Source organism: Pseudomonas sp. HMSC08G10, assembly GCF_001808425.1.
Classification (GTDB): Bacteria; Pseudomonadota; Gammaproteobacteria; order Pseudomonadales; family Pseudomonadaceae; genus Aquipseudomonas; species Aquipseudomonas guariconensis.
Genome location: NZ_KV793298.1, coordinates 206,035 through 228,782, shown reverse-complemented (window position 1 = coordinate 228,782; position 22,748 = coordinate 206,035). Strand labels below are relative to the sequence as shown.

General features: G+C 62.4%; 23 protein-coding genes. 15 read left to right on the top strand and 8 right to left on the bottom strand.

The annotated features are described in order from the left end of the window. Nucleotides 1-428 precede the first annotated feature (428 nt). From HMPREF3173_RS07095 to HMPREF3173_RS07055, 9 genes are all read left to right on the top strand, one after another. The gene (locus HMPREF3173_RS07095) at nucleotides 429-1,745 is read left to right on the top strand and encodes an OprD family porin (protein ID WP_070572026.1); all 1,317 of its coding nucleotides are present in this window, start codon (nucleotides 429-431) and stop codon (nucleotides 1,743-1,745) included. Nucleotides 1,746-1,907: 162 nt separating this feature from the next. Further along, on the top strand, nucleotides 1,908-2,546 hold the full coding sequence (locus tag HMPREF3173_RS07090; RefSeq protein WP_043208283.1) for a peroxiredoxin: 639 nt from the start codon (nucleotides 1,908-1,910) through the stop codon (nucleotides 2,544-2,546). 440 nt (nucleotides 2,547-2,986) lie between these two features. After that, nucleotides 2,987-3,238 carry a DUF3077 domain-containing protein gene (locus HMPREF3173_RS07085; protein ID WP_043208284.1) on the top strand — a complete coding sequence of 84 codons (252 nt, stop codon included), beginning with the start codon at nucleotides 2,987-2,989 and terminating at the stop codon, nucleotides 3,236-3,238. 265 nt (nucleotides 3,239-3,503) lie between these two features. Further along, a complete protein-coding gene (gene ssuE / locus HMPREF3173_RS07080; RefSeq protein ID WP_070090814.1) occupies nucleotides 3,504-4,097 on the top strand; it encodes an NADPH-dependent FMN reductase in 594 nt (197 codons plus the stop codon). Between the two features lie 92 nt (nucleotides 4,098-4,189). Next, nucleotides 4,190-5,155 (top strand): sulfonate ABC transporter substrate-binding protein, encoded by a 966-nt coding sequence (locus tag HMPREF3173_RS07075; RefSeq protein WP_070572025.1) that lies wholly within the window; start codon nucleotides 4,190-4,192, stop codon nucleotides 5,153-5,155. A 59-nt stretch (nucleotides 5,156-5,214) separates the two neighbouring features. Beyond that, nucleotides 5,215-6,363 (top strand): FMNH2-dependent alkanesulfonate monooxygenase, encoded by a 1,149-nt coding sequence (gene ssuD / locus HMPREF3173_RS07070; RefSeq protein ID WP_043208289.1) that lies wholly within the window; start codon nucleotides 5,215-5,217, stop codon nucleotides 6,361-6,363. Between the two features lie 10 nt (nucleotides 6,364-6,373). Then, on the top strand, nucleotides 6,374-7,168 hold the full coding sequence (gene ssuC, locus HMPREF3173_RS07065) for an aliphatic sulfonate ABC transporter permease SsuC (protein ID WP_043208290.1): 795 nt from the start codon (nucleotides 6,374-6,376) through the stop codon (nucleotides 7,166-7,168). After that, nucleotides 7,165-7,977 (top strand): aliphatic sulfonates ABC transporter ATP-binding protein, encoded by an 813-nt coding sequence (gene ssuB, locus HMPREF3173_RS07060; protein WP_070572024.1) that lies wholly within the window; start codon nucleotides 7,165-7,167, stop codon nucleotides 7,975-7,977. The genes ssuC and ssuB overlap by 4 nt, the downstream gene beginning before the upstream one ends. Nucleotides 7,978-8,008: 31 nt before the next feature. After that, complete coding sequence (locus HMPREF3173_RS07055) at nucleotides 8,009-8,224, top strand: TOBE domain-containing protein (RefSeq protein ID WP_003255829.1); 216 nt, start codon at nucleotides 8,009-8,011, stop codon at nucleotides 8,222-8,224. A 116-nt stretch (nucleotides 8,225-8,340) separates the two neighbouring features. Here HMPREF3173_RS07055 and HMPREF3173_RS07050 read toward each other — a convergent pair whose 3' ends face one another. From HMPREF3173_RS07050 to HMPREF3173_RS07035, 4 genes are all read right to left on the bottom strand, one after another. Then, nucleotides 8,341-8,967 carry a TetR/AcrR family transcriptional regulator gene (locus HMPREF3173_RS07050; RefSeq protein ID WP_070572023.1) on the bottom strand — a complete coding sequence of 209 codons (627 nt, stop codon included), beginning with the start codon at nucleotides 8,965-8,967 and terminating at the stop codon, nucleotides 8,341-8,343. Continuing rightward, nucleotides 8,967-10,544: a glutamate--cysteine ligase gene (gene gshA / locus HMPREF3173_RS07045; RefSeq protein ID WP_168166368.1), complete on the bottom strand. Its 1,578-nt coding sequence runs from the start codon at nucleotides 10,542-10,544 to the stop codon at nucleotides 8,967-8,969. Before gshA ends, HMPREF3173_RS07050 begins: the two co-directional genes overlap by 1 nt. A gap of 228 nt (nucleotides 10,545-10,772) precedes the next feature. Beyond that, complete coding sequence (locus HMPREF3173_RS07040; RefSeq protein WP_052352403.1) at nucleotides 10,773-11,156, bottom strand: PaaI family thioesterase; 384 nt, start codon at nucleotides 11,154-11,156, stop codon at nucleotides 10,773-10,775. Then, the gene (locus HMPREF3173_RS07035) at nucleotides 11,156-13,477 is read right to left on the bottom strand and encodes a Tex family protein (protein WP_070572021.1); all 2,322 of its coding nucleotides are present in this window, start codon (nucleotides 13,475-13,477) and stop codon (nucleotides 11,156-11,158) included. The genes HMPREF3173_RS07040 and HMPREF3173_RS07035 overlap by 1 nt, the downstream gene beginning before the upstream one ends. A 231-nt stretch (nucleotides 13,478-13,708) precedes the next feature. Here HMPREF3173_RS07035 and ompR point away from each other — a divergent pair, with 231 nt between their 5' ends. Continuing rightward, on the top strand, nucleotides 13,709-14,449 hold the full coding sequence (gene ompR, locus HMPREF3173_RS07030) for an osmolarity response regulator transcription factor OmpR (protein ID WP_043208299.1): 741 nt from the start codon (nucleotides 13,709-13,711) through the stop codon (nucleotides 14,447-14,449). A gap of 123 nt (nucleotides 14,450-14,572) precedes the next feature. Next, a complete protein-coding gene (locus tag HMPREF3173_RS07025) occupies nucleotides 14,573-15,886 on the top strand; it encodes an ATP-binding protein (RefSeq protein ID WP_070572020.1) in 1,314 nt (437 codons plus the stop codon). A gap of 31 nt (nucleotides 15,887-15,917) precedes the next feature. Here the strand turns inward: HMPREF3173_RS07025 and rimK are convergent, their stop codons facing one another. Further along, a complete protein-coding gene (rimK, locus tag HMPREF3173_RS07020; protein WP_070572019.1) occupies nucleotides 15,918-16,823 on the bottom strand; it encodes a 30S ribosomal protein S6--L-glutamate ligase in 906 nt (301 codons plus the stop codon). Next, entirely contained in the window at nucleotides 16,820-17,302 is a 483-nt protein-coding gene (locus tag HMPREF3173_RS07015; protein ID WP_043208301.1) for a retropepsin-like aspartic endopeptidase RimB, read from the bottom strand. The genes rimK and HMPREF3173_RS07015 overlap by 4 nt, the downstream gene beginning before the upstream one ends. 109 nt (nucleotides 17,303-17,411) lie before the next feature. Here HMPREF3173_RS07015 and HMPREF3173_RS07010 point away from each other — a divergent pair, with 109 nt between their 5' ends. After that, a complete protein-coding gene (locus HMPREF3173_RS07010; RefSeq protein WP_043208302.1) occupies nucleotides 17,412-17,813 on the top strand; it encodes an RNA-binding S4 domain-containing protein in 402 nt (133 codons plus the stop codon). A gap of 31 nt (nucleotides 17,814-17,844) precedes the next feature. Here the strand turns inward: HMPREF3173_RS07010 and HMPREF3173_RS07005 are convergent, their stop codons facing one another. After that, on the bottom strand, nucleotides 17,845-18,645 hold the full coding sequence (locus tag HMPREF3173_RS07005) for a phosphatase PAP2 family protein (protein ID WP_070572018.1): 801 nt from the start codon (nucleotides 18,643-18,645) through the stop codon (nucleotides 17,845-17,847). 108 nt (nucleotides 18,646-18,753) lie between these two features. Between HMPREF3173_RS07005 and hslO the strand changes: the two genes are divergently transcribed. From hslO to HMPREF3173_RS06990, 3 genes are all read left to right on the top strand, one after another. Continuing rightward, the gene (hslO, locus tag HMPREF3173_RS07000; protein WP_070572017.1) at nucleotides 18,754-19,653 is read left to right on the top strand and encodes an Hsp33 family molecular chaperone HslO; all 900 of its coding nucleotides are present in this window, start codon (nucleotides 18,754-18,756) and stop codon (nucleotides 19,651-19,653) included. Between the two features lie 179 nt (nucleotides 19,654-19,832). Continuing rightward, nucleotides 19,833-21,374 (top strand): phosphoenolpyruvate carboxykinase, encoded by a 1,542-nt coding sequence (locus tag HMPREF3173_RS06995; RefSeq protein ID WP_043208309.1) that lies wholly within the window; start codon nucleotides 19,833-19,835, stop codon nucleotides 21,372-21,374. 178 nt (nucleotides 21,375-21,552) lie between these two features. Then, nucleotides 21,553-21,987, top strand: a complete 435-nt coding sequence (locus HMPREF3173_RS06990; protein ID WP_070572016.1) for an acyl-CoA thioesterase — start codon at nucleotides 21,553-21,555, stop codon at nucleotides 21,985-21,987. Nucleotides 21,988-22,053: 66 nt separating this feature from the next. Here the strand turns inward: HMPREF3173_RS06990 and HMPREF3173_RS06985 are convergent, their stop codons facing one another. Then, on the bottom strand, nucleotides 22,054-22,536 hold the full coding sequence (locus HMPREF3173_RS06985) for a glycine zipper domain-containing protein (protein ID WP_043208314.1): 483 nt from the start codon (nucleotides 22,534-22,536) through the stop codon (nucleotides 22,054-22,056). Nucleotides 22,537-22,748 lie beyond the last annotated feature (212 nt).

Genomic DNA, 22,748 nt, shown 5'->3' with positions numbered 1-22,748 from the left:
TAAATAACTTTTTAGAATTAGCTTAGGAACCAATGGCTGGTTTTCTTGATCGGGGAGTCAGCTTCACTGGCAAAGCCTGGAATGGCAGCTACGCTTTTTCGGTTTTGCGAGGACGTGAAGTCAGTTATGGGCAAACGTTTGCAAATAACCATTAGGAATAAGGAAATATGGTTTATACAACGAAGGGGAGTAAAGGTTTCAAATATATTCCTTAAAAATCTTAAAAAGTCATAAAACGGTCATTTTGGATTTATAGGATTGTCATTATCCTGTGGCGCAAGCGGCGTCTTAGACCAAAGTCGCGAAACGATTGGTAACGATTGACTTCGCAGACACTGTTTGGTGCTAAATCGCCCAATCCATGGCGAGCGGGGCAAAAGATCCTGCCGCTTGAGATACACAAGAATTAGAACGTAGAGGAGCAAAACATGTACAAGTCCAGCCTGGCCCTGGCCGTGGCACTGGGGGTTCTCGCCCAACAAGCAGGCGCTGCCGGTTTCGTTGAGGACAGCAAGCTGTCCGTGAGCTCGCGCACCATGTACTTCAACAATGACAACCGTGAAGCTCACAGCGATCCGCGCCCGGACCAGCGTGAATCCGGCCAGGGCTTCAAGCTCGACTACATTTCGGGCTTCACCGAAGGTACTGTGGGCTTTGGTGTCGATGCTCAAGCGTTGTGGGGCATCCACCTGGATGGTGGTCAGGGTTACCACAAAGGTGGCTTCTTCCCTGACGATGGCGACGGCTCCGCGAGCCAGTGGGCGCGCTTCGGCGCCAACGCCAAGGCCCGTTTCTCCAAGACCGAAGCGCACTTCGGTAGCGCCCTGGCACCGAACCTGCCGATCCTGGTCTCCAACGATGGCCGTCTGCTGCCGCAGACCTTCGAGGGTGGCACCATCACCTCGAAGGAAATCGACAACCTGACCATCAACGCAGGTCAACTGACCCATGCGATGGGCCGTGCTTCCAGCAACCGTACAGGTCTCTCTGTCCAGGGTGCTACCCAGGAAAGCAACAAGTTCCGTTACGCCGGTGCTGACTGGAAGGTCACCAAGGACCTGACCCTGCAGTACTACTACTCCAACCTCGAAGACTTCTACAAACAGCACTTCCTGGGCGCGACACACGTGTTCCAGATCGCTGATGACCAGTCGTTTAAGACCGACCTGCGCTACTTCGACAGCAGCAAGGATGGCCGCAACGGCGAAGCGGGTTACGAGTTCAAGAACAACAACGGCTACGCCAAGAACCCTGGCGAGGTTGATAACAAGACCTGGTCCGCCATGTTCACCTACACCCTCGGTGCCCACTCTCTGATGCTCGGTCATCAGCAGGTCAGCGACGATGGCGGTTTCGTATGGCTGAACCAAGGCAGCCTGGTCGATGAAGGTGCCGGTGGGTCGAGCTTCTATCTGTTCACCGACAGCATGATCAACCAGTTCGCCAAGGCTGGTGAGAACACTACCTTCGGTCAGTATTCCTATGACTTTGCGCGCCTGGGCGTGCCGGGCCTGAAGGCTTCTGTGGCCTACTTGCGTGGCGAGGATGGCCGCAGCTCCGATGGCCATGGCACCTTCAGTGAATGGGAGCGTGACGCACGGATCGATTACGTGCTGCAGGAAGGTACCCTCAAAGGTCTGGGCTTCAGCCTGCGCCAAGGTGTCTACCGTGGCACCGGTTCGGGATCAGCGAACGACCAGGACCAGACTCGCTTCATCGTCAACTACACTTACGCCTTCATGTAAGTCGTAGCTGCACAAAAAGCCTCGCCTAGTGCGAGGCTTTTTTATGTCTGCAACTAGAAATGCCTAATGGTTATAAATAAATCAATATTTATTCTTTTTGTTTTTAATCGAATGCAGGCACATTGAATCCATCGACCAGACACAGCACAGGAGCCCACCCCCATGAGCCTCAAACTCGGTGACATCGCCCCCGATTTCGAACAGGAATCCAGCGCCGGCAAGATCCGCTTCCACGAATGGCTGGGCAATAGCTGGGGTGTGCTGTTCTCCCACCCGGCCGACTTCACCCCGGTATGCACCACCGAGCTGGGCCTGACTGCCAAGCTCAAGGACGAATTCGCCAAGCGCGGCGTCAAGGCCATCGCCCTGTCGGTGGACCCGGTCGACTCCCACACCCGCTGGATCGATGACATCAACGAGACCCAGAACACCGTGGTCAACTTCCCGATCCTCGCCGATGCCGATCGCAAGGTGTCCGACCTGTACGACCTGATCCACCCCAACGCCAGCGACACCCTGACGGTGCGCTCGCTGTTCGTCATCGACCCCAACAAGAAGGTGCGCCTGACCATCACTTACCCAGCCAGCACCGGGCGCAACTTCAACGAAATTCTGCGGGTGATCGACTCGCTGCAACTGACCGACAACCACAAGGTGGCCACGCCGGCGAACTGGCAGGATGGCGACGAGGTGGTGATCGTGCCTTCGTTGAAAGACGAAGATGAAATCAAACAGCGCTTCCCCAAAGGGTACCGGGCGGTCAAACCCTATCTGCGCCTGACCCCGCAACCGAATCGTTAAGGAATCCTCGTTGCATTGCTCTTAGCCATAGCAGGGATCTTTGGGCCGTTTCGACGGCCCTTTTTTATGCGCGGAGATTGGTGGTGTCCCCTGTAGGAGCGTGCCGACCTCCAATGTGTCGGATATTTCCGAACCTCAAGCCAAGCGCTTCAGGCCTTTGCAGGTAACGACCTATCCTACGCACCTGCCGGAAGCCGCTGCATTGTTGGGGCAACACCCCGGGGATAACGTCGCCGGGTCGTCCTATTTGGCGACCGGGTGTGAGAACCCGACTGCGTAGAGAGCTGGCCTTCCTGTTATGGCAGCCGTGCCCGGGCAGACTTCGGTCTGGCCGAGTTCCTCTTGCGCCTCGGTTTCTCACCCCGCGTGTACGGCTGCCACCCTACCTCGTGAGAAAGGCTCTGGTGGTGGTGATCCTGTAACCGCGCAGAGAGCTGACCATGGAAAAGCCCATTATCTGGAAAACCGCAGGCGTCCAGACCTGCCTGGACTTGTACCGCATCCAACCCGACATCCCCTTCCAACAAGCCTTCGACGAACTCTCCGTGTTGCTGGGGTGCATCCGCCATCTGACCTGCGAGGCGGAGATGGAAGGCGACCAGATGTCAGGCAGCGCCGCCCGAATCCTCAGTGCCATGGCCAAGGCCTTGATCGACGATATGGAAGTTGGGATGAATCGGGGCTGTGATTAGTTGCTCCGAGGCACCTCTTCGCGGGTAATCCCGTGCCTGAAAGGATCACCGCCCACCCTGTGGGAGCGGGTTCACCCGCGAATGCGCCAGTACATTCGCTACCGCATCCACAGGAGCACCCGCCGAAATCACTTTTTCGTCAAAATGGAATAAACAAATGAAAAAATATGATTTCTAGATATATGTGACAGCCTGTTAATGTCGATTCCATTCCAGCGGGGCCAACTCCTCGCGGCTCTGCAATCGAATCGAAGGAAGCGTTTTCATGCTGGTTGTTTCTCTCGGTGGTAGCCCCAGTACCCGTTCACGCTCCGGCGTGCTGCTCGAGCGCTCGCGCCAGTGGCTGCAGGATCGGGGCGTGGAGGTGGTGACCTTCCAGGTGCGCGAATTTCCGGCCGAGGACTTGCTCCACGCCCGCTTCGACAGCCCACAGGTCCAGCACTTTCAGCAACTGGTCGCCCAGGCCGACGGCCTGGTAGTCGCCACGCCGGTGTACAAGGCGTCTTTCGCCGGTGCGCTGAAAACCCTGCTCGACCTGCTGCCTGAGCGCGCGCTGGAGCACAAGGTCGTCTTGCCAATCGCCACTGGCGGCAGCATCGCCCACATGCTGGCGGTGGATTACGCCCTCAAGCCGGTGCTGTCGGCACTCAAGGCGCAAGAGACCCTGCAAGGGATCTTCGCCGACGACAGCCAGATCGCCTACGGCGAGCACGGCAAGCCCGCGCAACTGGCCGCCGCGCTCGAGGCGCGGCTTGAGGATTCACTGGAACTGTTCCACAGCGCCTTGGCCCGACGGCCCAAACCCGTGGCCCCGGGCGTGCTCAACGAACGCCTGCTCACTGCCCGCTGGAGCATCTGAGCCGGCATCACCGCTTCACCGTTTTCCCACCTTACTCGCCCGCAAACGGGCAAGCAGGTGCAACCCGAACCCAACTCGCACAGGAGAGCGCCATGCGCACAGTCTTCTTGCGTCGTGGTCTGGTCGCCCTGTTTGCGGCGGCTGTGTCCTTCGGCGCCATCACCCAGGCCCAGGCAGAAAGCCTGCGTATCGGTTATCAGAAATACGGCACCCTGGTGCTGCTCAAGGCCAAGGGGTCGCTGGAGAAGCGCCTGGCCGAGCAAGGCATCCAGGTGCAGTGGACCGAATTCCCCGGCGGCCCTCAGTTGCTCGAAGGGCTGAACGTCGGCTCCATCGACTTCGGCGTCACCGGCGAGACCCCGCCGGTGTTCGCTCAAGCCGCCGGTGCCGACCTGCTCTACGTGGCCTACGAGCCGCCAGCGCCGCACAGCGAGGCGATCCTGGTGCCCAAGGGCTCGCCCGTGCAGTCGGTGAAAGACCTCAAAGGCAAGAAGGTCGCCTTCAACAAAGGCTCCAACGTCCACTACTTGTTGGTCCGCGCCCTGGAAGATGCAGGCCTCAAGTACAGCGACATCCAACCGGTCTACCTGCCGCCGGCCGACGCCCGCGCCGCCTTCGAGCGTGGCAGTGTCGATGCCTGGGTCATCTGGGACCCGTACCAGGCCGCTGCCGAACAGCAGCTGCAAGCCCGTACCCTGCGTGACGGCAAGGGTCTGGTCGACAACCACCAGTTCTACCTGGCCACCCGCAAGTACGCCACTTCACACCCGGCGGTGATCCAGACCTTGGTCGACGAGGTGCGTGCCATCGGCCAGTGGTCGCAGGCCAACCCGCAGGAGGTCACCGACCAGGTCGCCCCGCTGCTCGGCCTGCCTGCCGACATCACTCTCACGTCCGTCAAGCGCCAAGGCTTCGGTGCCAAGCCGCTCACGCCCGAGGTAGTCGCCGCCCAGCAGAAGATCGCCGACACCTTCCAGGCGCTGAAGCTGATTCCCAAGCCCTTGAGCATCAAAGACGTGATTTGGACACCCCCCGCCAAGGTCGCCACCGCGCCTTGATCGATTCGCTGCGGTCGGGGCTGCTCCCGGCCCGAGCCACCCTTGAGGAGACAACTCCAATGAGTCTTAACATTTTCTGGTTCCTCCCGACCCACGGTGACGGCAAGTACCTGGGCACCAACGACGGTGCCCGCGCGGTCGACCATGGTTACCTGCAGCAGATCGCCCAGGCTGCTGACCGCCTGGGCTTTGGTGGCGTGCTGATCCCCACCGGGCGTTCCTGCGAGGACTCCTGGCTGGTGGCCGCCTCACTGATCCCGGTGACCCAGCGCCTGAAGTTCCTGGTGGCACTGCGCCCAGGCATCATTTCGCCGACCGTGGCCGCACGCCAGGCCGCGACGCTGGATCGCCTGTCCAATGGTCGCGCGCTGTTCAACCTGGTGACCGGCGGCGACCCGGAAGAACTGGCCGGTGATGGCCTGCACTTGAACCATCAGGAGCGCTACGAAGCCTCCGTGGAGTTCACCCGCATCTGGCGCAAGGTGCTCGAGGGCGAGGTGGTCGATTACGACGGCAAGCACATCCAAGTCAAAGGCGCCAAGCTGCTCTATCCGCCGATCCAGCAACCGCGGCCGCCGCTGTACTTCGGTGGATCCTCCGACGCTGCCCAGGACCTGGCTGCCGAACAAGTCGAGCTGTACCTGACGTGGGGCGAGCCGCCGGCTGCGGTGGCGGAAAAGATCGCTCAGGTCCGTGAGAAAGCTGCGGCGCAGGGGCGCGAAGTACGCTTTGGCATCCGCCTGCACGTAATCGTCCGCGAGACCAACGAAGAGGCCTGGGCGGCCGCCGACAAACTCATTTCGCACCTGGACGATGACACCATCGCCCGTGCCCAGGCATCCCTGGCACGTTTCGATTCTGTGGGCCAGCAGCGTATGGCCGCCCTGCACGGCGGCAAGCGCGACAAGCTGGAGGTCAGCCCCAACCTATGGGCAGGTGTCGGACTGGTGCGCGGCGGTGCCGGTACCGCGCTGGTGGGCGATGGCCCGACCGTGGCGGCACGGGTCAAGGAATATGCCGCGCTGGGCATCGATACCTTCATCTTCTCCGGGTATCCGCACCTGGAAGAGTCGTATCGGGTCGCCGAGCTGCTGTTCCCGCACCTGGATGTGCAGCGCCCCGAACAGCCCAAGAGCGGTGGCTACGTGAGCCCGTTCGGCGAGATGGTCGCCAACGACATCCTGCCCAAGTCCGTGGCGCAGAGCTGAGGGCCTGGCCATGAGTCGAGCAACTTCTTCCTGGTCGAAGCGCCTGGCACCCTGGGCCTTGCCACTGCTGCTATTGGCGGTGTGGCAGTTGGCGGTCGCCAGCGGCTGGCTGTCGACCCGCATCCTGCCGGCGCCGAGCGCGGTGGTCAGCGCCGGCGTCGAGTTGGTGCGCAGCGGCGAGATCTGGACGCACCTGGCGATCAGCGGCTGGCGCGCGGCCTTGGGCTTTGTGATCGGCGGCAGCATCGGCCTGGTGCTGGGCTTCATCACGGGCCTGTCGAACTGGGGCGAGCGTCTACTCGACAGCTCGGTGCAGATGATCCGCAACGTGCCGCACCTGGCGCTGATTCCCCTGGTGATCCTGTGGTTCGGCATCGATGAGTCGGCCAAGATCTTCCTGGTGGCGCTGGGGACGTTGTTCCCCATCTACCTCAACACCTACCACGGCATCCGCAACGTCGACCCGGCACTGGTAGAGATGGCGCGCAGCTATGGCTTGTCGGGCTTCGGCCTGTTCCGCCAGGTGATCCTGCCGGGCGCGCTGCCATCGATCCTGGTGGGCGTGCGCTTCGCCCTGGGCTTCATGTGGTTGACGCTGATCGTCGCCGAGACCATCTCGGCCAATGCCGGTATCGGTTACTTGGCGATGAATGCCCGTGAGTTCCTGCAAACCGATGTGGTGGTCCTGGCCATCGTCCTGTACGCCGTGCTCGGCAAGCTTGCCGACCTGGCCGCCCGTGGCCTGGAGCGTGTCTGGCTGCGCTGGCACCCGGCCTATCAACCGGCGAAGAAGGAGGGCGCATGACCGTGCTCAAGGAACAACCGCCGCGCTTGCTGCGCGGTATCCCCCTGGCGGTCCAGGGCGTGCGCAAGGCGTTTGGCCAGCGCGAGGTGCTGCGGGGCATCGACCTGCACATTCCGGCCGGCCAGTTCGTCGCTATCGTGGGGCGCAGTGGCTGCGGCAAGAGCACCTTGCTGCGCCTGCTGGCGGGCCTCGATCAGCCCAGCGCCGGCCAGTTGCTCGCCGGTGCCGCGCCGTTGGAGCAAGCCCGCGAGGAAACCCGGCTGATGTTCCAGGACGCGCGCCTGCTGCCCTGGAAGAAGGTGATCGACAACGTTGGCCTGGGGCTTTCCGGCAACTGGCGCGCCGATGCGTTGCAAGCCCTGGAAGCGGTCGGCCTGGCCGAGCGCGCCCATGACTGGCCGGCGGCGTTGTCGGGCGGCCAGAAGCAACGCGTGGCCCTGGCCCGGGCACTGATTCACAAACCGCGCCTGTTGCTGTTGGACGAGCCACTGGGTGCGCTCGATGCCTTGACCCGGATCGAGATGCAGCAACTGATCGAACGCCTGTGGCACCAGCACGGTTTCACCGTGTTGCTGGTTACCCACGACGTCAACGAAGCCGTCGCCGTGGCAGATCGGGTGATCCTCATCGAAGACGGCGCCGTCGGCCTGGACCTGACTGTCGACCTGCCGCGTCCGCGAGCGCGTGGATCGCACCGCCTGGCGGCGCTGGAAAGCGAAGTCCTCAACCGTGTTCTCGCCGTACCGGGCACGCCGCCCGAGCCGGAACCTGTAGCCCCTTTGCCCACGCAGCTGCGTTGGGCGCACTGAACCCAAGAAGCCCTAGAGAAGGAATTACATCATGACCATCAAAGCCATCAACGTCCGCAACCAGTTCAAAGGCACCGTGAAGGAAATCCTCGAAGGCCCGGTGCTTTCGGAAATCGACGTGCAGACCGCCTCTGGCATCGTCACCTCGGTGATCACCACCCGTTCCGTGCGTGAGCTGGAACTGCAGGTGGGCAGCGAAGTGATCGCCTTCGTCAAATCCACCGAAGTGTCCATCGCCAAGTTGTGAGGGTGATGGGGCGTTGTGCGCCCCTTTCGCGACGCGAGGCCGCTCCTGCAGGGTGCACGATGCCCGGCAGCAGTGGCCTTGTGTCGTGAGTGGGCCGCGCAGCGGTCCCCTGTGGTTCAGCGCTTGGGCAGGAACGGCGGCAGGTACAGCCCCAGGTACGCCTCGAACACCCGCTTGCCTTCCTCGGCCATGCGTGGGGTGATCTGTTCGTGCAGTTGCATCGAGCGCGCATAGACCCGGTCGCTCAGCTCCATGGCCAGGGCGAATACATCCACATCCCTGGGCATCGCCGGTAGCTGGAAGTGCTGCTCGAACAGCTTGTGCATCAGTTCGCCCAGTTCCAGGTCGTGCTGGCGGTCGGCCTGGACCACTTCGCTCAGGCCATGTTGGGCGAGGATCAGTTGGCGTGCGGCCGCATCCTCGTTGTAGATGTCCAGCATGCGCTGCTCGATCAGCCGTGACAGGTCGTGCCAAGTGCTGAACGCGCTGTTGTCGATAGGGGCGCTCAGGGCTTCGCGAAACGCAAGATGCACGTCAGCGGTCAAGGCTTCGAGCAGTGCCGGTACGCTGGCGAAGAAGTGGTACACCGAAGACGGCGGGATCTGTGCCCGCTCGGCCACGCTGTAGATCGACAGGCCCGCCACGCCTTGATCGGCCAACAGTCCGCGCGCCGCGGCGAGGATCGCGTCGATCCTGGCCTGGCTGCTGGCGCGTGGCTTGCGCGGGCTGGTGGCGCGGCTCATCAATTGCTGATGGCCAGGATACTGGCCTGATAGGCACCCACGAACAGGTCGAAGTCCCCGACTTCCTGCTGCTCCAGGCGCGACTGCTCGGCCAGCGACTCGCGCGCCAGGGTCTCGAAGGCCTGCTGGCGCTCGACGCTCAGCGGTTGCTCGCGGAAGGTTCCGGCATGCAGGCGGCTTTGACGCAGGGAGAACTGGACAAAGGTTTCGTTGTGTTCGGCCATGCGCGCCAGCACCTGGGCCGACGGCGTCAGGGAGGCATCGTCGACCTTGGCCTGCTGTGCGGCCAACGCCTTGGCGTGTTCTTCACCACCTTGGGCACGGTCGAGCAGTTCGGCCAGAGGGGCGATACGGGCGATCAGCTCGCTGGCCCAATCCTTCAGACTGATGGGCTGGCCGTTGCGACGAAGTTCGAGGCCCGGACGGCGGCCTTCCTTGACCACGGTGAGGAAGTTGTTGGTGCACTGGCCGCATTCGCCGCTTTCGAGCAGCGGACTGTCGTCCAGGGCGCAGAACAGCAGGAAGGCATCGAGGAAACGTGCCTGGGGAAGATCGATACCCACTGGCAGGAACGGGTTGATATCCAGGCAACGCACTTCGACGTACTGCACGCCGCGGGAGGTCAGGGCCTGGATCGGACGTTCGCCGGTATAGGTGACGCGCTTGGGGCGAATGTTCGAGTAGTACTCGTTCTCGATCTGCAGGATGTTGGTGTTCAGCTGGACCCACTCGCCATCCTTGTGCGTGCCGATCTCGACATAGGGCGGGTAGGGCGTGCCGACCGCCTTGCGCAGGCTGTCGGTGTAGCTGGCCAGGTTGTTGTAGCAAGGCGTCAGGCCAGCCTGGGCATTGCTCTGGTAGCCCAGGTCGCTCATGCGCAGGCTGGTGGCGTAGGGCAGGTACAGGGTTTCGGCATCCAGCTCTTCGAGCTGATGCGGGTGGCCACGCAAGAAGCCTTTGTCCAGGGCGGGCGATGCGCCGAACAGGTACATCAACAGCCAGCTGTAGCGGCGGAAGTTACGGATCAGGGCGATGTACGCCGCCGACTGATAGTCGCGGTCGTTTTCCTCGCTGCCTTCGGCTGCGCGCAGCAGCGGCCACAGCGCCTCGGGCAGGGAGAAGTTGTAATGGATGCCGGCGATGCACTGCATGGTGCGGCCGTAGCGCAGGGCAAGGCCCTTGCGGTAGACATGCTTGAGCTTGCCGATGTTGGAGGTGCCGTACTCGGCGATCGGGATGTCCTCCTCGGCCGGCAGCGTGCAGGGCATGGACGGGCTCCACAGGTACTCGTCGCCGAGCTTGGCATAGACGAAGCGGTGGATCTCGTCGAGGCTCTCGAGCACCTTGGCCGGGTCCGCCAGGGCGGGGGTGATGAACTCCAGCAGCGACTCGGAGTAGTCGGTGGTGATCTGCTCGTTGGTCAGCGCCGAACCCAGGGCCTCCGGGTGCGGCGTTTGGGCCAGGCGACCTTCGTCGGTCACACGCAGGCATTCGCGCTCAATACCGTGCAGGCACTGCTTGAGCAGGGGGAGATTGGCGCCGAGCAGGCTCAGGCGGCGGTTGAGGAGTTCGCTCAAGATGTATTCCTTCACGCGTCAGTCGCCCCAATATGGGGGTAGGGATGACGGTCTACAAGGGTAGTTGGAAAAGGAACTGGCGTTGTCGCCTGGTTTGTCTGGGTTTTCAGCAGTGCCAGTGCCGACTGCGGCCGCGTCGCAGCCCATCGCTGGCGAGGCCTGCGATGGGCTGCGAAGCGGCCCCGATACTTGATAACGCCGAAAATACCGCAGATAAGCCTTGGTGAGCTAGAGAACCGCGAAGGTTCCTTGTGCCTTGGCCACGCGCTTGTCGCCCTGGAATACGTCGGCGTCGACCACCAGTGTGCGGCGCCCGGCGTGCAGCACCTGGGCGGTGCACACGACTTCACCGTCACTGACTGCGCGCATGTAGTTGATCTTGCATTCGATCGTCACGCTCTGCTGATCGAAGCCATGGCTGGCCGAGCAGGCCAGGCCCATGGCGATGTCCACCAGGCTGAAGATCGCCCCGCCGTGCAGCTTCTGGCCGCGGTTGCGTAAGTGCGGCTCCAGCGTCAGGGCCACCTCGGCTACGCCCGTCTCCAGGCGTTGCAGGCGGCAGCCCAGGAGTTGGCTGAAGGCGCTTTCAACGTATTCGGCCGGGATCTGCATCACTTCTTCTTCAACTGCTTGGCGTTGGCGAACAGCGCGGCCATGGCGTTGTTGGCCGGTGCGGCTGCGGTTTCACGCGGGCGCGGTGGCTGTTGCTGGCGGTTGCCGCCATTGCCACGATTGCCACCACGGTTGCCTTCGACCTTCTCGCCGGGTGTGTCGCTCATGCGCATGGACAGGCCGACCCGCTTGCGCGGGATGTCCACTTCCATGACCTTGACCTTGACCACGTCGCCGGCCTTGACCGCCTCGCGCGGGTCCTTGACGAACTTCTCCGACAGCGCCGAGATGTGCACCAGGCCGTCCTGGTGCACGCCGATGTCGACGAAGGCGCCGAAGTTGGTGACGTTGGTCACCACACCTTCGAGGATCATGCCGGGCTCCAGATCCTTGAGGTCCTCGACGCCTTCCTGGAAGGTCGCGGTCTTGAACTCAGGGCGTGGATCGCGACCGGGCTTGTCCAGTTCCTGAAGAATGTCGGTGACGGTTGGCAGACCGAAGGTCTCGTCGGTGAACTTCTTTGGGTCCAGGCGCTTGAGGAACGCGCTGTCGCCGATCAGCGAGCGGATGTCGCGGTCGGTATCGGCGGCGATGCGCTGCACCAGTGGGTAGGCTTCCGGGGGAACCGCCGAGGCGTCCAGCGGGTTGTCGCCGTTCATTACCCGCAGGAAGCCTGCGGCCTGTTCGAAGGTCTTCTCGCCCAGGCGGCTGACCTTCTTCAGCGCCGCACGGGTGGTGAACGGGCCGTTGGCGTCGCGATGGGCGACGATGTTCTGGGCCAGGGTGGCATTCAGGCCGGAGATGCGGGTCAGCAGGGCCACGGAGGCGGTGTTGACGTCCACGCCCACGGCGTTCACGCAGTCCTCGACCACCGCGTCCAGGCCGCGCGCCAGCTTCACCTGAGAGACGTCGTGCTGGTACTGGCCGACGCCGATGGATTTGGGGTCGATCTTCACCAGTTCGGCCAGCGGGTCCTGCAGGCGGCGGGCGATGGAGACCGCGCCACGGATCGAGACGTCCAGGTCCGGGAACTCGCGGGCTGCCAGTTCAGAGGCAGAGTAGACCGACGCGCCGGCCTCCGAGACCATGACCTTGGTGATCTTCAGGGCGGGGTATTTCTTCACCAGCTCGATGATCAGCTTGTCGCTCTCGCGGCTGGCGGTACCGTTGCCGATGGCGATCAGCTCCACCGAGTGCTTGGCGCACAGCGCGGCGAGAATGGAAAGGGTGCGGTCCCAGTCGTTCTTCGGCGCGTGCGGGTAGACCGTGGTGTGGTCGAGCAGCTTGCCGGTGGCATCGACCACCGCGACCTTGCAGCCGGTACGCAGGCCCGGGTCGAAGCCCAGGGTGGCGCGAGGACCGGCGGGCGCAGCGAGCAGCAAATCGTGCAGGTTATGGGCGAAGACGTTGATCGCCTCGCTCTCGGCGTTGTCGCGCAGCTCGCCGAACAGGTCGGTTTCCAGGTGGGTGTACAGCTTGACCTTCCAGGTCCAACGCACCACTTCGGCCAGCCACTTGTCGGCCGGACGGTTGCGGTTTTCCAGGCCAAAGTGGTTGCCGATCATCAGCTCACAGGGGTGCAGTGTGCCTGGCAGCTCCTCGCCTACCTTCAGCGAGGCGGTCAGCACGCCTTCGTTGCGACCGCGGAAGATCGCCAGGGCGCGGTGCGAGGGAACGCTGCGCAGCAGTTCGTCGTGGGCGAAGTAGTCGCGGAACTTGGCGCCTTCTTCTTCCTTGCCGGCGACAACGCGGGCGCTGAGCACCGCTTCCTGCTTGAGGAACACGCGCAGCTTGTCGAGCAGGGCGGCGTCTTCGGCGAAGCGCTCCATGAGGATGTACTTGGCCCCTTCCAGGGCGGCCTTGACGTCGGCCACGCCCTTGTCGGCATCGACGAAACGCGCCGCTTCGGCTTCCGGGGTCAGTTGCGGGTCGTTGAGCAGACCGTCGGCCAGTTCGCCCAGGCCGGCTTCCAGGGCGATCTGGCCCTTGGTGCGGCGCTTTTGCTTATAGGGCAGGTAGAGGTCTTCAAGGCGGGTCTTGGTGTCGGCCAGCTTGATCTCGCGGGCCAGCTCCGGGGTCAGCTTGCCCTGCTCCTCGATGCTGGCCAGGATGCTGGCGCGGCGCTCGTCGAGTTCGCGCAGGTAGCGCAGGCGCTCCTCCAGGTGACGCAGCTGGGTGTCATCCAGGCTGCCGGTGACTTCCTTTCGGTAACGGGCGATGAAAGGCACCGTCGAGCCTTCGTCCAACAGGGCCACGGCCGCTTCGACCTGCTGCGGGCGAACGCCCAGTTCCTCGGCGATACGGCTGTTGATGCTGTCCATGAGAACCACCTGACAAATAATGAATGCTGGAGGCCGCAAGGGGGCATTCAGGCCCGGCGGCGCAGGGTGAAAGCGGCGCATTATACCCATCGTGCCGGGCTTGCGGTGATAGCGCCGGGCCAGCCTCGGCCAGGCGGGAAGTGGCGCCATGGGAAAAATCTGCTAACAATGCACACGGCACGCGTAGTCATGGCTACGCCATAATGCGCGGCGATACCAAAGGAGTTATTCATGACCAGCACCGCAAATACCGCTGAAGGCGAGAAGATTCTCATCGTCGATGACGATCCGGGGCTGAGCAGCCTGCTGGAGCGTTTCTTCACCAGCAAGGGCTATCGTGCCCGCGCGGTGCCCAATACCGAGCAGATGGACCGCCTGCTGGCCCGTGAGGTCTTCAACCTGGTGGTGCTCGACCTGATGCTGCCCGGCGAGGACGGCCTCTCTGCCTGTAACCGCCTGCGCAAGGCCAACAACCAGATCCCGATCATCATGCTCACCGCCAAGGGCGACGAGCTCAGTCGCATCAAGGGCCTGGAGCTGGGGGCCGACGACTACCTGGGCAAACCTTTCAACCCGGACGAGCTGATGGCGCGAGTCAAGGCCGTGTTGCGTCGTCAGGCCCCGAGTGTACCGGGTGCGCCTGGCAGCGAGGACGAGACCGTCACGTTCGGCGACTACGAACTTTCACTGGCTACTCGCGAGCTCAAGCGTGGCGATGAAGTGCACATGCTGACCACCGGCGAGTTCGCCGTGCTCAAGGCGCTTGTCATGCACGCCCGCGAGCCGCTGACCCGCGACAAGCTGATGAACCTGGCCCGCGGCCGTGAGTGGGATGCGTTGGAGCGGTCCATCGACGTGCAGATCTCGCGCTTGCGCCGCATGATCGAGCCGGACCCTTCCAAACCGCGCTATATCCAGACCGTGTGGGGTGTAGGCTACGTCTTCGTGCCGGACGGAAACGCCAGCAAATGAACATGAGCCTGCAGGCTTGCCATCACGCACCAGGGCGACCCGATGGGGTCGCCCTGTTTGCGTCTGGATCAGGCCTGCACCCTGTCGAGCCCCGCCTGTGAGCGCAGCGCAGTAGTTGTCTAGATGAAAACGCCTCTTTGGTTCCCGCAAAGCTTCTTCGCCCGCACCCTGTGGCTGGTGCTGATCGTCGTCCTGTTCTCCAAGGCCTTGACGCTGGTGTACCTGCTGATGAACGAGGACGTGCTGGTCGATCGCCAGTACAGCCATGGCGTGGCCCTGACACTGCGCGCCTATTGGGCCGCCGACGAGGAGAACCGCGACAAGATCGCCGAGGCGGCAGGGTTGATCCGGGTCACCGGCTCCGGTGTGCCGGAGGGTGAGCAGCATTGGCCCTACAGCGAGATCTACCAACGCCAGATGCAGGCCGAACTTGGCGATGACACCGAGGTGCGGTTGCGCATCCACGCGCCGCCTGCCTTGTGGGTCAACGCGCCGAGCCTGGGCCCCGGCTGGTTGAAGGTGCCTTTGTATCCGCACCCGCTGCGGGGGCAGAAGATCTGGAACGTGCTGGGCTGGTTCCTGGCTATCGGCTTGTTGTCCACCGCTTCGGCGTGGATCTTCGTGCGCCAGCTCAACCAGCCGCTCAAGCGATTGGTGTTCGCTGCCCGGCAGCTGGGCCAGGGGCGCAGCGTGCGGTTGCCGATCAGCGACACACCAAGCGAGATGACCGAGGTGTACCGGGCCTTCAACCAGATGGCTGAAGATGTCGAGCAGGCCGGACGCGAGCGTGAACTGATGCTCGCGGGAGTGTCCCATGACTTGCGCACCCCCCTGACCCGCCTGCGCCTGTCGTTGTCATTGATGGCCAACGACAGTGAGCTGACCGATGACATGGTCCGCGACATTGAGGATATGGATGCGATCCTCGACCAGTTCCTGGCCTTCATCCGCGATGGTCGGGACGAGCCGGTGGAAGTGGCCGATCTGGGCGCACTGGTTCGCGAAGTCGTGGCGCCTTACAACCAGCCGGAGGAGCGGGTGCGCCTGTGCCTGGAGCCGATTCCGCCGTTCCCGCTGCGTCGGGTGTCGCTCAAGCGCATGCTGGGTAACCTGATCGGTAATGCCTTGCATCATGCGGGCAAAGGGGTCGAAGTGGCGGCGTACGTGTCGGGTGACCAGAGCGCGCCCTATGTGGTGCTCAGCGTACTGGACCGAGGGACGGGGATAGACGAGTCGGAGTTGGAGACCATCTTCAACCCCTTCATCCGCGGGGACCGTGCCCGAGGCGGCAAGGGCACCGGGTTGGGGCTCGCGATCGTCAAGCGGATCGCGGCCCAGCACGGGGGCAATGTCGAGTTGCGCAATCGTTCCGGTGGCGGAATCGAAGCGCGGGTAAGGTTGCCATTGGGGTTGCTGTTGCCCCGTAACGCCGTTTAATGCCCTGTCATGGCTCCGCGGCTGTGTTGGCTCAGCCTTTGCCTTTGGTTCGTGTCTGGTTTGGCCCGCCGTTCTTCTCCAGGTGTTCGATGATCATCCCGGCCACGTCCTTGCCGGTGGTGACTTCGATCCCCTCGAGCCCCGGCGAGGAGTTCACCTCCATCACCAGTGGCCCGTGATTGGAGCGCAGGATGTCCACCCCCGCCACGCTCAAACCCATGACCTTGGCCGCACGAATGGCGGTCATGCGCTCTTCGGGGGTGATCTTGATCAGGCTGGCGACGCCGCCGCGGTGCAGGTTGGAGCGGAACTCGCCAGGCTTGGCCTGGCGCTTCATCGACGCGATGACCTTGTCGCCGACGACGAAACAGCGGATGTCGGCACCGCCCGCTTCCTTGATGTATTCCTGGACCATGATGTTCTGCTTTAGGCCCATGAATGCCTCGATCACCGATTCGGCGGCCTTGGTGGTTTCGCACAGCACCACGCCGATGCCCTGGGTGCCTTCGAGCACCTTGATCACCAAGGGGGCACCGTTGACCATCTGGATCAGGTCGGGGATGTCATCCGGCGAATGAGCGAAACCTGTGATCGGCAGGCCGATTCCGCGACGCGACAGCAGTTGCAGGGAACGCAGCTTGTCGCGTGAGCGGGCGATGGCCACCGACTCGTTGAGCGGGTAGACGCCCATCATCTCGAACTGGCGCAGCACCGCGCAGCCATAGAAGGTGACGGACGCGCCGATGCGCGGTATGACTGCGTCGAAACCTTCCAGCGGTTTGCCGCGATAGTGGATCTGCGGTTTGTGGCTGGCGATGTTCATGTATGCGCGCAGGGGATCGATCACCACCATCTCGTGACCACGCTGGGTACCGGCTTCGACCAGGCGGCGGGTGGAATACAGACGCGGATTGCGCGACAGCACAGCGATCTTCATGCAGCACCTGTGACAGGGGATAGGGTGGCCGGAAAGGCCGGTTTGTCCTGAACGTACTTAAGGCCAGGATTGACTACTAGCTGGCCGTGAATTAGCGCCTTGGAACCGAGCAGCAGGCGATAGCGCATGTTTTTGCGACAGGCAAGGGTGAACTCCACCTCCCAGACCCGGTCGCCCAACGCCAGCGGCGTACGGATCACATAGCGGACCTGGGCTTGGCCGTTGGAGCTCTTGATGGTTTTCATCGTGACCAACGGGGCTTCGCAGCGGCGGTGGCGAAGTTGCACCACTGAACCCAGATGAGCGGTGAAGCGCACCCAGGACTGGCCGTCGCGCTCGAACGGTTCTACGTCCGTGGCGTGCAGGCTGGAGGTGCTGGCGCCGGTATCGATCTTGGCGCGCAGGCCCGCCAGGCCGAGGTCGGGCAGGGCGACCCACTCGCGCAGGCCGATTACAGTCAGATGGTCAAATGTCTTCACGAAACACGCCCTGCGAATGAGGTGGTGAACTGTAAGCACGGCACGGACTTTTTGCATCCGCAAGTTACGGTAGTACAGTTCCGTGAAAGACAGAATTCGAGGTAATGCAATGGCCCACAAAGCGGAAGAAGACGACAAGGTACGCCTGGATAAATGGCTATGGGCGGCGCGGTTCTATAAGACCCGGGCCCTGGCCAAGGCGGCCATTGAGAGTGGCAAGGTGCATTGCCGGGGAGAACGCTGCAAGCCGGGCAAGGAGCCTCGGGTGGGTGACGAATTCGTGCTGCGTACCGGATTCGATGAACGTACCGTAGTGGTCAAGGCCTTGTCGGATGTACGTCGCGGAGCGCCGCAGGCGCAGGCCTTGTACGAAGAGACCGAAGAAAGCGTACGGCGTCGTGAACAGGCTGCCCAGATGCGCAAGGCTGGCGCGCTCGGTGTGACCACCGATGGGCGGCCGACCAAGAAGCAGCGGCGCCAGATTCATCAGCTGCATGGCAGTTATGAATGAGTAGGGGCCGTAGCGCGGCCCCGAAGGCCATTCAGGCCGTGCGAATGACGCTCATCCTGCCCACCAGCGGCAATCGTGCCAGCCAGCTGAACAACGGGGAGGTCCATCGCAGTAACGCCGCACTGGCTTTTGCCGCCAGCGGTGTGTAGCAGCTCCAGCCCAAGGCCAGCACGGCCATCAGCAATCCGCCGATATAGTCGTCCTGCCCCCAATGGGCGCCTGCCACCAGGCGCGGCAGCATGAACAGCAATGCCAGGCCCCAGATCACCAGCCGCTGCAGCAGGGTGCGGCTGAACAGGCTCATGAACAGCGCCCAGATCAACAGCACCGAAGCGTGATCGCCCGGGAAACTCTGGCTGGAGCGATCCTTGAGTTCCCACTTGGCTTCCAGATTCGGGTAGTAGTCGCTCAGATGGACTACGTTGTCGAAGACCATCGATGGGCTGTTGTGTTGCCAGCCCATGATCGCCACCCACTTGGAAAACAGCACGCGAACCACCACTAAGAGGAGCAGCGTTACCAGAAAGCCGAAGAAGGCTTCGCGCACCTGGGTCGCCTTGAACACCCAATTGCCCCGGATCAGCAGGGCCAGCAAGATCAAGCCGACGACAATATCGAAAGGACGCAGACTGCCGATCGTCCAGACGTATCGCCAGAGGGTGTTGTCGGCCAAGGGTGCGTTGAGGCTGTGGAACAGCCACTCGTCTAAAGTCAGACACAGGATCTGGCCAAAAGGCCATAACCAGAAACACAGTAGAGCAACAGGCAGCAGGGTACAGGCTACGAGGGGTCCCCAGGACCACCTTGCTTGGAACAGTGGTCGATTGTCCATAAAATACCTCTATTACCAACGGGGTTAAGGGCGTCTCGTGGACGCTCTGCCACGGGAGTCGTAATTCCCTGTAACCATTTTGTCATCATTTTCAGATAGCCAAAACCTATGAGCGATTTGCCGGATACCGACTTCACCCAACGTTTCATCTTCGACGACCGCGATATCCGCGGCGAGTGGGTGGCGCTCGAGCAGAGCTATGCCGACGTGCTGGCCCGTCATCCTTACCCTCAGCCGGTCGCCGTGCTGCTGGGTGAACTGATGGCGGCGACCGCGTTACTCGTGGGCGCACTCAAGTTCGATGGCCTGCTGGTGCTTCAGGCGCGCTCCCAGGGGCCGATTCCGCTGTTGATGGTCGAGTGCTCCAGTGATCGCGACATCCGCGGCATGGCGCGCTACGAGGCGGACCAGATCCCGGCCGACGCCACCCTGGCCCAGCTGATGCCTGACGGGCACCTGACCTTGACCATCGATCCGGTCAAGGGCCAGCGCTACCAGGGCACCGTGGACCTCGATGGCGCCAACCTGTCGGAGTGCTTCACCAATTACTTCGTCCAGTCCCAGCAGCTCAACACGCGCTTCTGGCTCGATGCCAAGGGTGGCAAGGCCCGTGGTCTGCTGCTGCAGCAGTTGCCGATCGATCGTCAGCGCGACGAAGAAGAGCGCGAGGGCAGTTGGCAGCATGTCGTGGCCCTGGCAGGCACCCTCAAGCCTGAGGAATGGTCTCTGGACAACGAAACCCTGCTGCACCGCCTCTACCATGAGGACGCCGTGCGTCTGTTCGACATCGAACCCCTGCGCTTCCATTGCAGCTGCTCGCGCGAGCGTTCCGGCAATGCATTGGTGAGCCTTGGAGAAGAGGATGCCAAGGCATTGGTGGAAGAGTGTGGTGGCAAGGTCGAGATCGATTGCCAGTTCTGCAACGAGCGCTATTTCTTCGACGCGAGCGATGTGGCGCAATTGTTTGCAGGTGGTGGCACCGAGGCACCGTCAGATACTCAGCACTGAAACGGTTCACTACAGGAGAAACTCCTGTCGAATTGCGCAAAAGCGCAGTTCTGACAGGAGGGGCCTACTTTTTTTGGGCTTTTCTGGCATAATCCGGCCACTTTTTTCGCTGTAGTAGTTTGAAATAGACAACTACAAAACGTTTGGAGCACTCGGCCTTGGGCCGGATGGGGTATCTCATGACGCAAGCCAACAACACCGTGTACACCGACCTGACCGTCGATGAGCTGGTAAAAGAAGCGCTGTCCCGCGGTGAAGGCGAGCTGGCCGATACTGGCGCACTGGTTGTGAAAACCGGTCATCGTACCGGCCGTTCGCCGGCTGACCGTTTCATCGTCGACGAGCCCAGCACCTCCGGTGCCATTGCCTGGGGGCCGATCAACCGCAAGTTCCCGGCTGACAAGTTCGATGCTCTGTGGGCTCGCGTCGAGGCGTTCAACAACGCCCAAGAGCACTTCGTTTCCCACGTTCACGTAGGCGCTGCCGCCGAGCACTACCTGGCGGTCAAGATGACCACCCAGACTGCCTGGCAGAACCTGTTCGGCCGTTGCCTGTTCATCAATCCGGCCCAGTACAACCCGGCCGGTCGTGAAGAGTGGCAAGTGCTCAACGTCGCCAACTTCGAGTGCGTTCCAGAGCGTGACGGCACCAACTCCGATGGTTGCGTCATCATCAACTTCGCCCAGAAGAAAGTGCTGATCGCTGGCATGCGTTACGCCGGCGAAATGAAAAAAGCCATGTTCTCTGTGCAGAACTTCCTGCTGCCAGCCGCAGACGTTCTGCCGATGCACTGCGCCGCCAACATCGGCGAAGCAGGTGATGTGACCCTGTTCTTCGGTCTGTCCGGCACCGGCAAGACCACCCTGTCGGCCGACGAGAGCCGTTACCTGATCGGTGACGACGAGCACGGTTGGGGCGAAGGCGTTGTCTTCAACATCGAAGGCGGCTGCTACGCCAAGTGCATCGACCTGTCCGAGAAGAACGAGCCGGTCATCTGGAAAGCCATCAAGCATGGCGCGGTGCTGGAAAACGTCGTTCTCGACGACGCCAAGCACGCCGACTACGCCGATGGCAGCCTGACCCAGAACAGCCGCGCCGCCTACCCGCTGGAGCACGTCGAGAAGCGTTCCGAGAAGAACCTGGGCGGCGAGCCGAACGCGGTCATCTTCCTGACCTGCGACCTGACTGGCGTTCTGCCTCCGGTTTCGATCCTGAACAATGAGCAGGCGGCCTACCACTTCCTGTCCGGCTACACAGCGCTGGTTGGTTCCACCGAGATGGGTTCGGGCGGCGGCATCAAGTCGACCTTCTCCACCTGCTTCGGCGCTCCGTTCTTCCCACGTCCGGCTGGTGAGTACGCTGAACTGCTGATCAAACGCATCAAAGGCTTCGGCTCCAAGGTCTACCTGGTCAACACCGGCTGGACCGGTGGTGGCTATGGCGTTGGCAAGCGTTTCAGCATCCCGACCACCCGTGCCGTGATCGCTGCGATCCAGAGCGGTGCCTTGATCGGTGCCGAGACCGAGCACCTGGACATCATCAACCTGGATGTGCCGAAGGCCGTTCCGGGCGTCGAAACCGTCCTGCTCAACCCACGCAACACTTGGGCTGACTCGGCTGCCTACGACGAGGCCGCCAAAGGCCTGGCCAATCTGTTCATCGAGAACTTCAAGAAGTTCGACGTCTCCGAAGCCATCAAGGCCGCTGGCCCGCAGCTGTAAGCACGCGAGCACGGACGAAAAAGCCGCCCCTTGGGGCGGCTTTTTTGTTTCTGGTCCTGAGCCGATGGTATGGTCGCTGGAGTAATCGAGGCTTGTCCGGTGTTTGGGCTGCTGGGCAGCCCAACTGCTCCTAATGACGGCCGCAACCTCCACTCGCGTAACCAAGCCTGGGTAACCTATGACCGAATCCCCTCAGCGCAGCCATTTCAACCACTTCCATCCTATCCTCACCCGCCCCCACGACAACGACATCAATGGTCATATTGCCGGCGCGACGGTGCATGGCTACTTCGAGACGGCCATCCAGGCGTTTCTCGTCGAGCAGGCCGAGCTGGACTTGCGCGAGGGTGAACTGGCGGGCGTGGTGATCAGCTCGGCGGCGCAGTTCTATGCCTTGCCGGGCTTTCCCGATGTGCTCGAAGTGGGGTTGGGCGTGGTGCGCCTGGCAGGTAGCACGGTGGAGTACCACCTGGCGCTGTTCCGTCCAGGCGAGCCGCAAGCCTGTGCGGCGGGGACGGTGGTGCAGGTCTTCGTGGAGCGTGCCTCCGGCAACCCGGTGACCTTCCCCGACGCCCTTCAGGCGTTCCTGGCGGGCTTGCAGTTCAACGGCTGAGCCCCCAAGTCGACACCAACGAAAAGGCCCTGCCGGTCAGGGCAGGGCCTTTGCTTGACTGAGTGATCAGTCGTCGTAACGCCAGTGGCGTTTGTGCTTGCGATGGCCGTAGTGATGGCCACGGTCCCAGTGACGGCGGCCGTCGTAGTCACGACGATAGCGGCGGTCGTGACGATCGTCATCGTCGGCCTTGTTGCCCAGGTAGTTACCCAGGGCACCACCGGCACCACCACCTGCGGCGGCACCGATATGGCTACCGGTGGTGCCGCCCATCGAGCGACCGATTACGTTACCGCCGGCCGCGCCCAGTGCGCCACCGATGGCGGCCTCACCGCGCTGACGCTTGTCGGCACCCAGGGCACCGCCGGCCGCACCGCCCAGGCCGGCACCGATGGCGCCGCCGGTGCTACCACCGATGGAGTTACCTACTACGGAGCCGAGTACCCCACCCAATGCGCCGCCAATGCCGGCCTCGGTATTGCCACCGGCCATGGCAACGCCGCTGAGCAAGCTGAAAGACAACAACAGAATCGAGGAGTACTTCTTCATCGAGAGAGCCTCATAGGGATGACGAGGCGAATTTGAGGCTCGGCGAGGCGGCTGGCAATGGAAATCCGACGAGTAGCACGACTTGTACACAATTCTCTAACTTCTTGTTTTTTAGGTGAAACTTTCTCAAATTTTGCTTGTCTGAAGCTACTTGAGACAAAGCCCTGGCCGTTGCGCACAGGGCTTTTTTTATGGCTGTTCGCCAGCTTTCG

Bases quoted from the DNA above. Each gene is read 5' to 3' on its own strand.
- HMPREF3173_RS07050 (WP_070572023.1), bottom strand. From the start codon at position 8,967: ATGAGCCGCGCCACCAGCCCGCGCAAGCCACGCGCCAGCAGCCAGGCC.
- ssuB (WP_070572024.1), top strand. From the start codon at position 7,165: ATGACCGTGCTCAAGGAACAACCGCCGCGCTTGCTGCGCGGTATCCCC.
- hslO (WP_070572017.1), top strand. From the start codon at position 18,754: ATGAGCGATTTGCCGGATACCGACTTCACCCAACGTTTCATCTTCGAC.
- HMPREF3173_RS07040 (WP_052352403.1), bottom strand. From the start codon at position 11,156: ATGCAGATCCCGGCCGAATACGTTGAAAGCGCCTTCAGCCAACTCCTG.
- HMPREF3173_RS06985 (WP_043208314.1), bottom strand. From the start codon at position 22,536: ATGAAGAAGTACTCCTCGATTCTGTTGTTGTCTTTCAGCTTGCTCAGC.
- HMPREF3173_RS07035 (WP_070572021.1), bottom strand. From the start codon at position 13,477: ATGGACAGCATCAACAGCCGTATCGCCGAGGAACTGGGCGTTCGCCCG.
- HMPREF3173_RS07095 (WP_070572026.1), top strand. From the start codon at position 429: ATGTACAAGTCCAGCCTGGCCCTGGCCGTGGCACTGGGGGTTCTCGCC.
- HMPREF3173_RS07010 (WP_043208302.1), top strand. From the start codon at position 17,412: ATGGCCCACAAAGCGGAAGAAGACGACAAGGTACGCCTGGATAAATGG.
- HMPREF3173_RS06995 (WP_043208309.1), top strand. From the start codon at position 19,833: ATGACGCAAGCCAACAACACCGTGTACACCGACCTGACCGTCGATGAG.
- rimK (WP_070572019.1), bottom strand. From the start codon at position 16,823: ATGAAGATCGCTGTGCTGTCGCGCAATCCGCGTCTGTATTCCACCCGC.
- HMPREF3173_RS07075 (WP_070572025.1), top strand. From the start codon at position 4,190: ATGCGCACAGTCTTCTTGCGTCGTGGTCTGGTCGCCCTGTTTGCGGCG.
- HMPREF3173_RS07085 (WP_043208284.1), top strand. From the start codon at position 2,987: ATGGAAAAGCCCATTATCTGGAAAACCGCAGGCGTCCAGACCTGCCTG.
- HMPREF3173_RS06990 (WP_070572016.1), top strand. From the start codon at position 21,553: ATGACCGAATCCCCTCAGCGCAGCCATTTCAACCACTTCCATCCTATC.
- HMPREF3173_RS07025 (WP_070572020.1), top strand. From the start codon at position 14,573: ATGAAAACGCCTCTTTGGTTCCCGCAAAGCTTCTTCGCCCGCACCCTG.
- ssuD (WP_043208289.1), top strand. From the start codon at position 5,215: ATGAGTCTTAACATTTTCTGGTTCCTCCCGACCCACGGTGACGGCAAG.
- HMPREF3173_RS07055 (WP_003255829.1), top strand. From the start codon at position 8,009: ATGACCATCAAAGCCATCAACGTCCGCAACCAGTTCAAAGGCACCGTG.
- ssuE (WP_070090814.1), top strand. From the start codon at position 3,504: ATGCTGGTTGTTTCTCTCGGTGGTAGCCCCAGTACCCGTTCACGCTCC.
- ompR (WP_043208299.1), top strand. From the start codon at position 13,709: ATGACCAGCACCGCAAATACCGCTGAAGGCGAGAAGATTCTCATCGTC.
- HMPREF3173_RS07090 (WP_043208283.1), top strand. From the start codon at position 1,908: ATGAGCCTCAAACTCGGTGACATCGCCCCCGATTTCGAACAGGAATCC.
- HMPREF3173_RS07005 (WP_070572018.1), bottom strand. From the start codon at position 18,645: ATGGACAATCGACCACTGTTCCAAGCAAGGTGGTCCTGGGGACCCCTC.
- ssuC (WP_043208290.1), top strand. From the start codon at position 6,374: ATGAGTCGAGCAACTTCTTCCTGGTCGAAGCGCCTGGCACCCTGGGCC.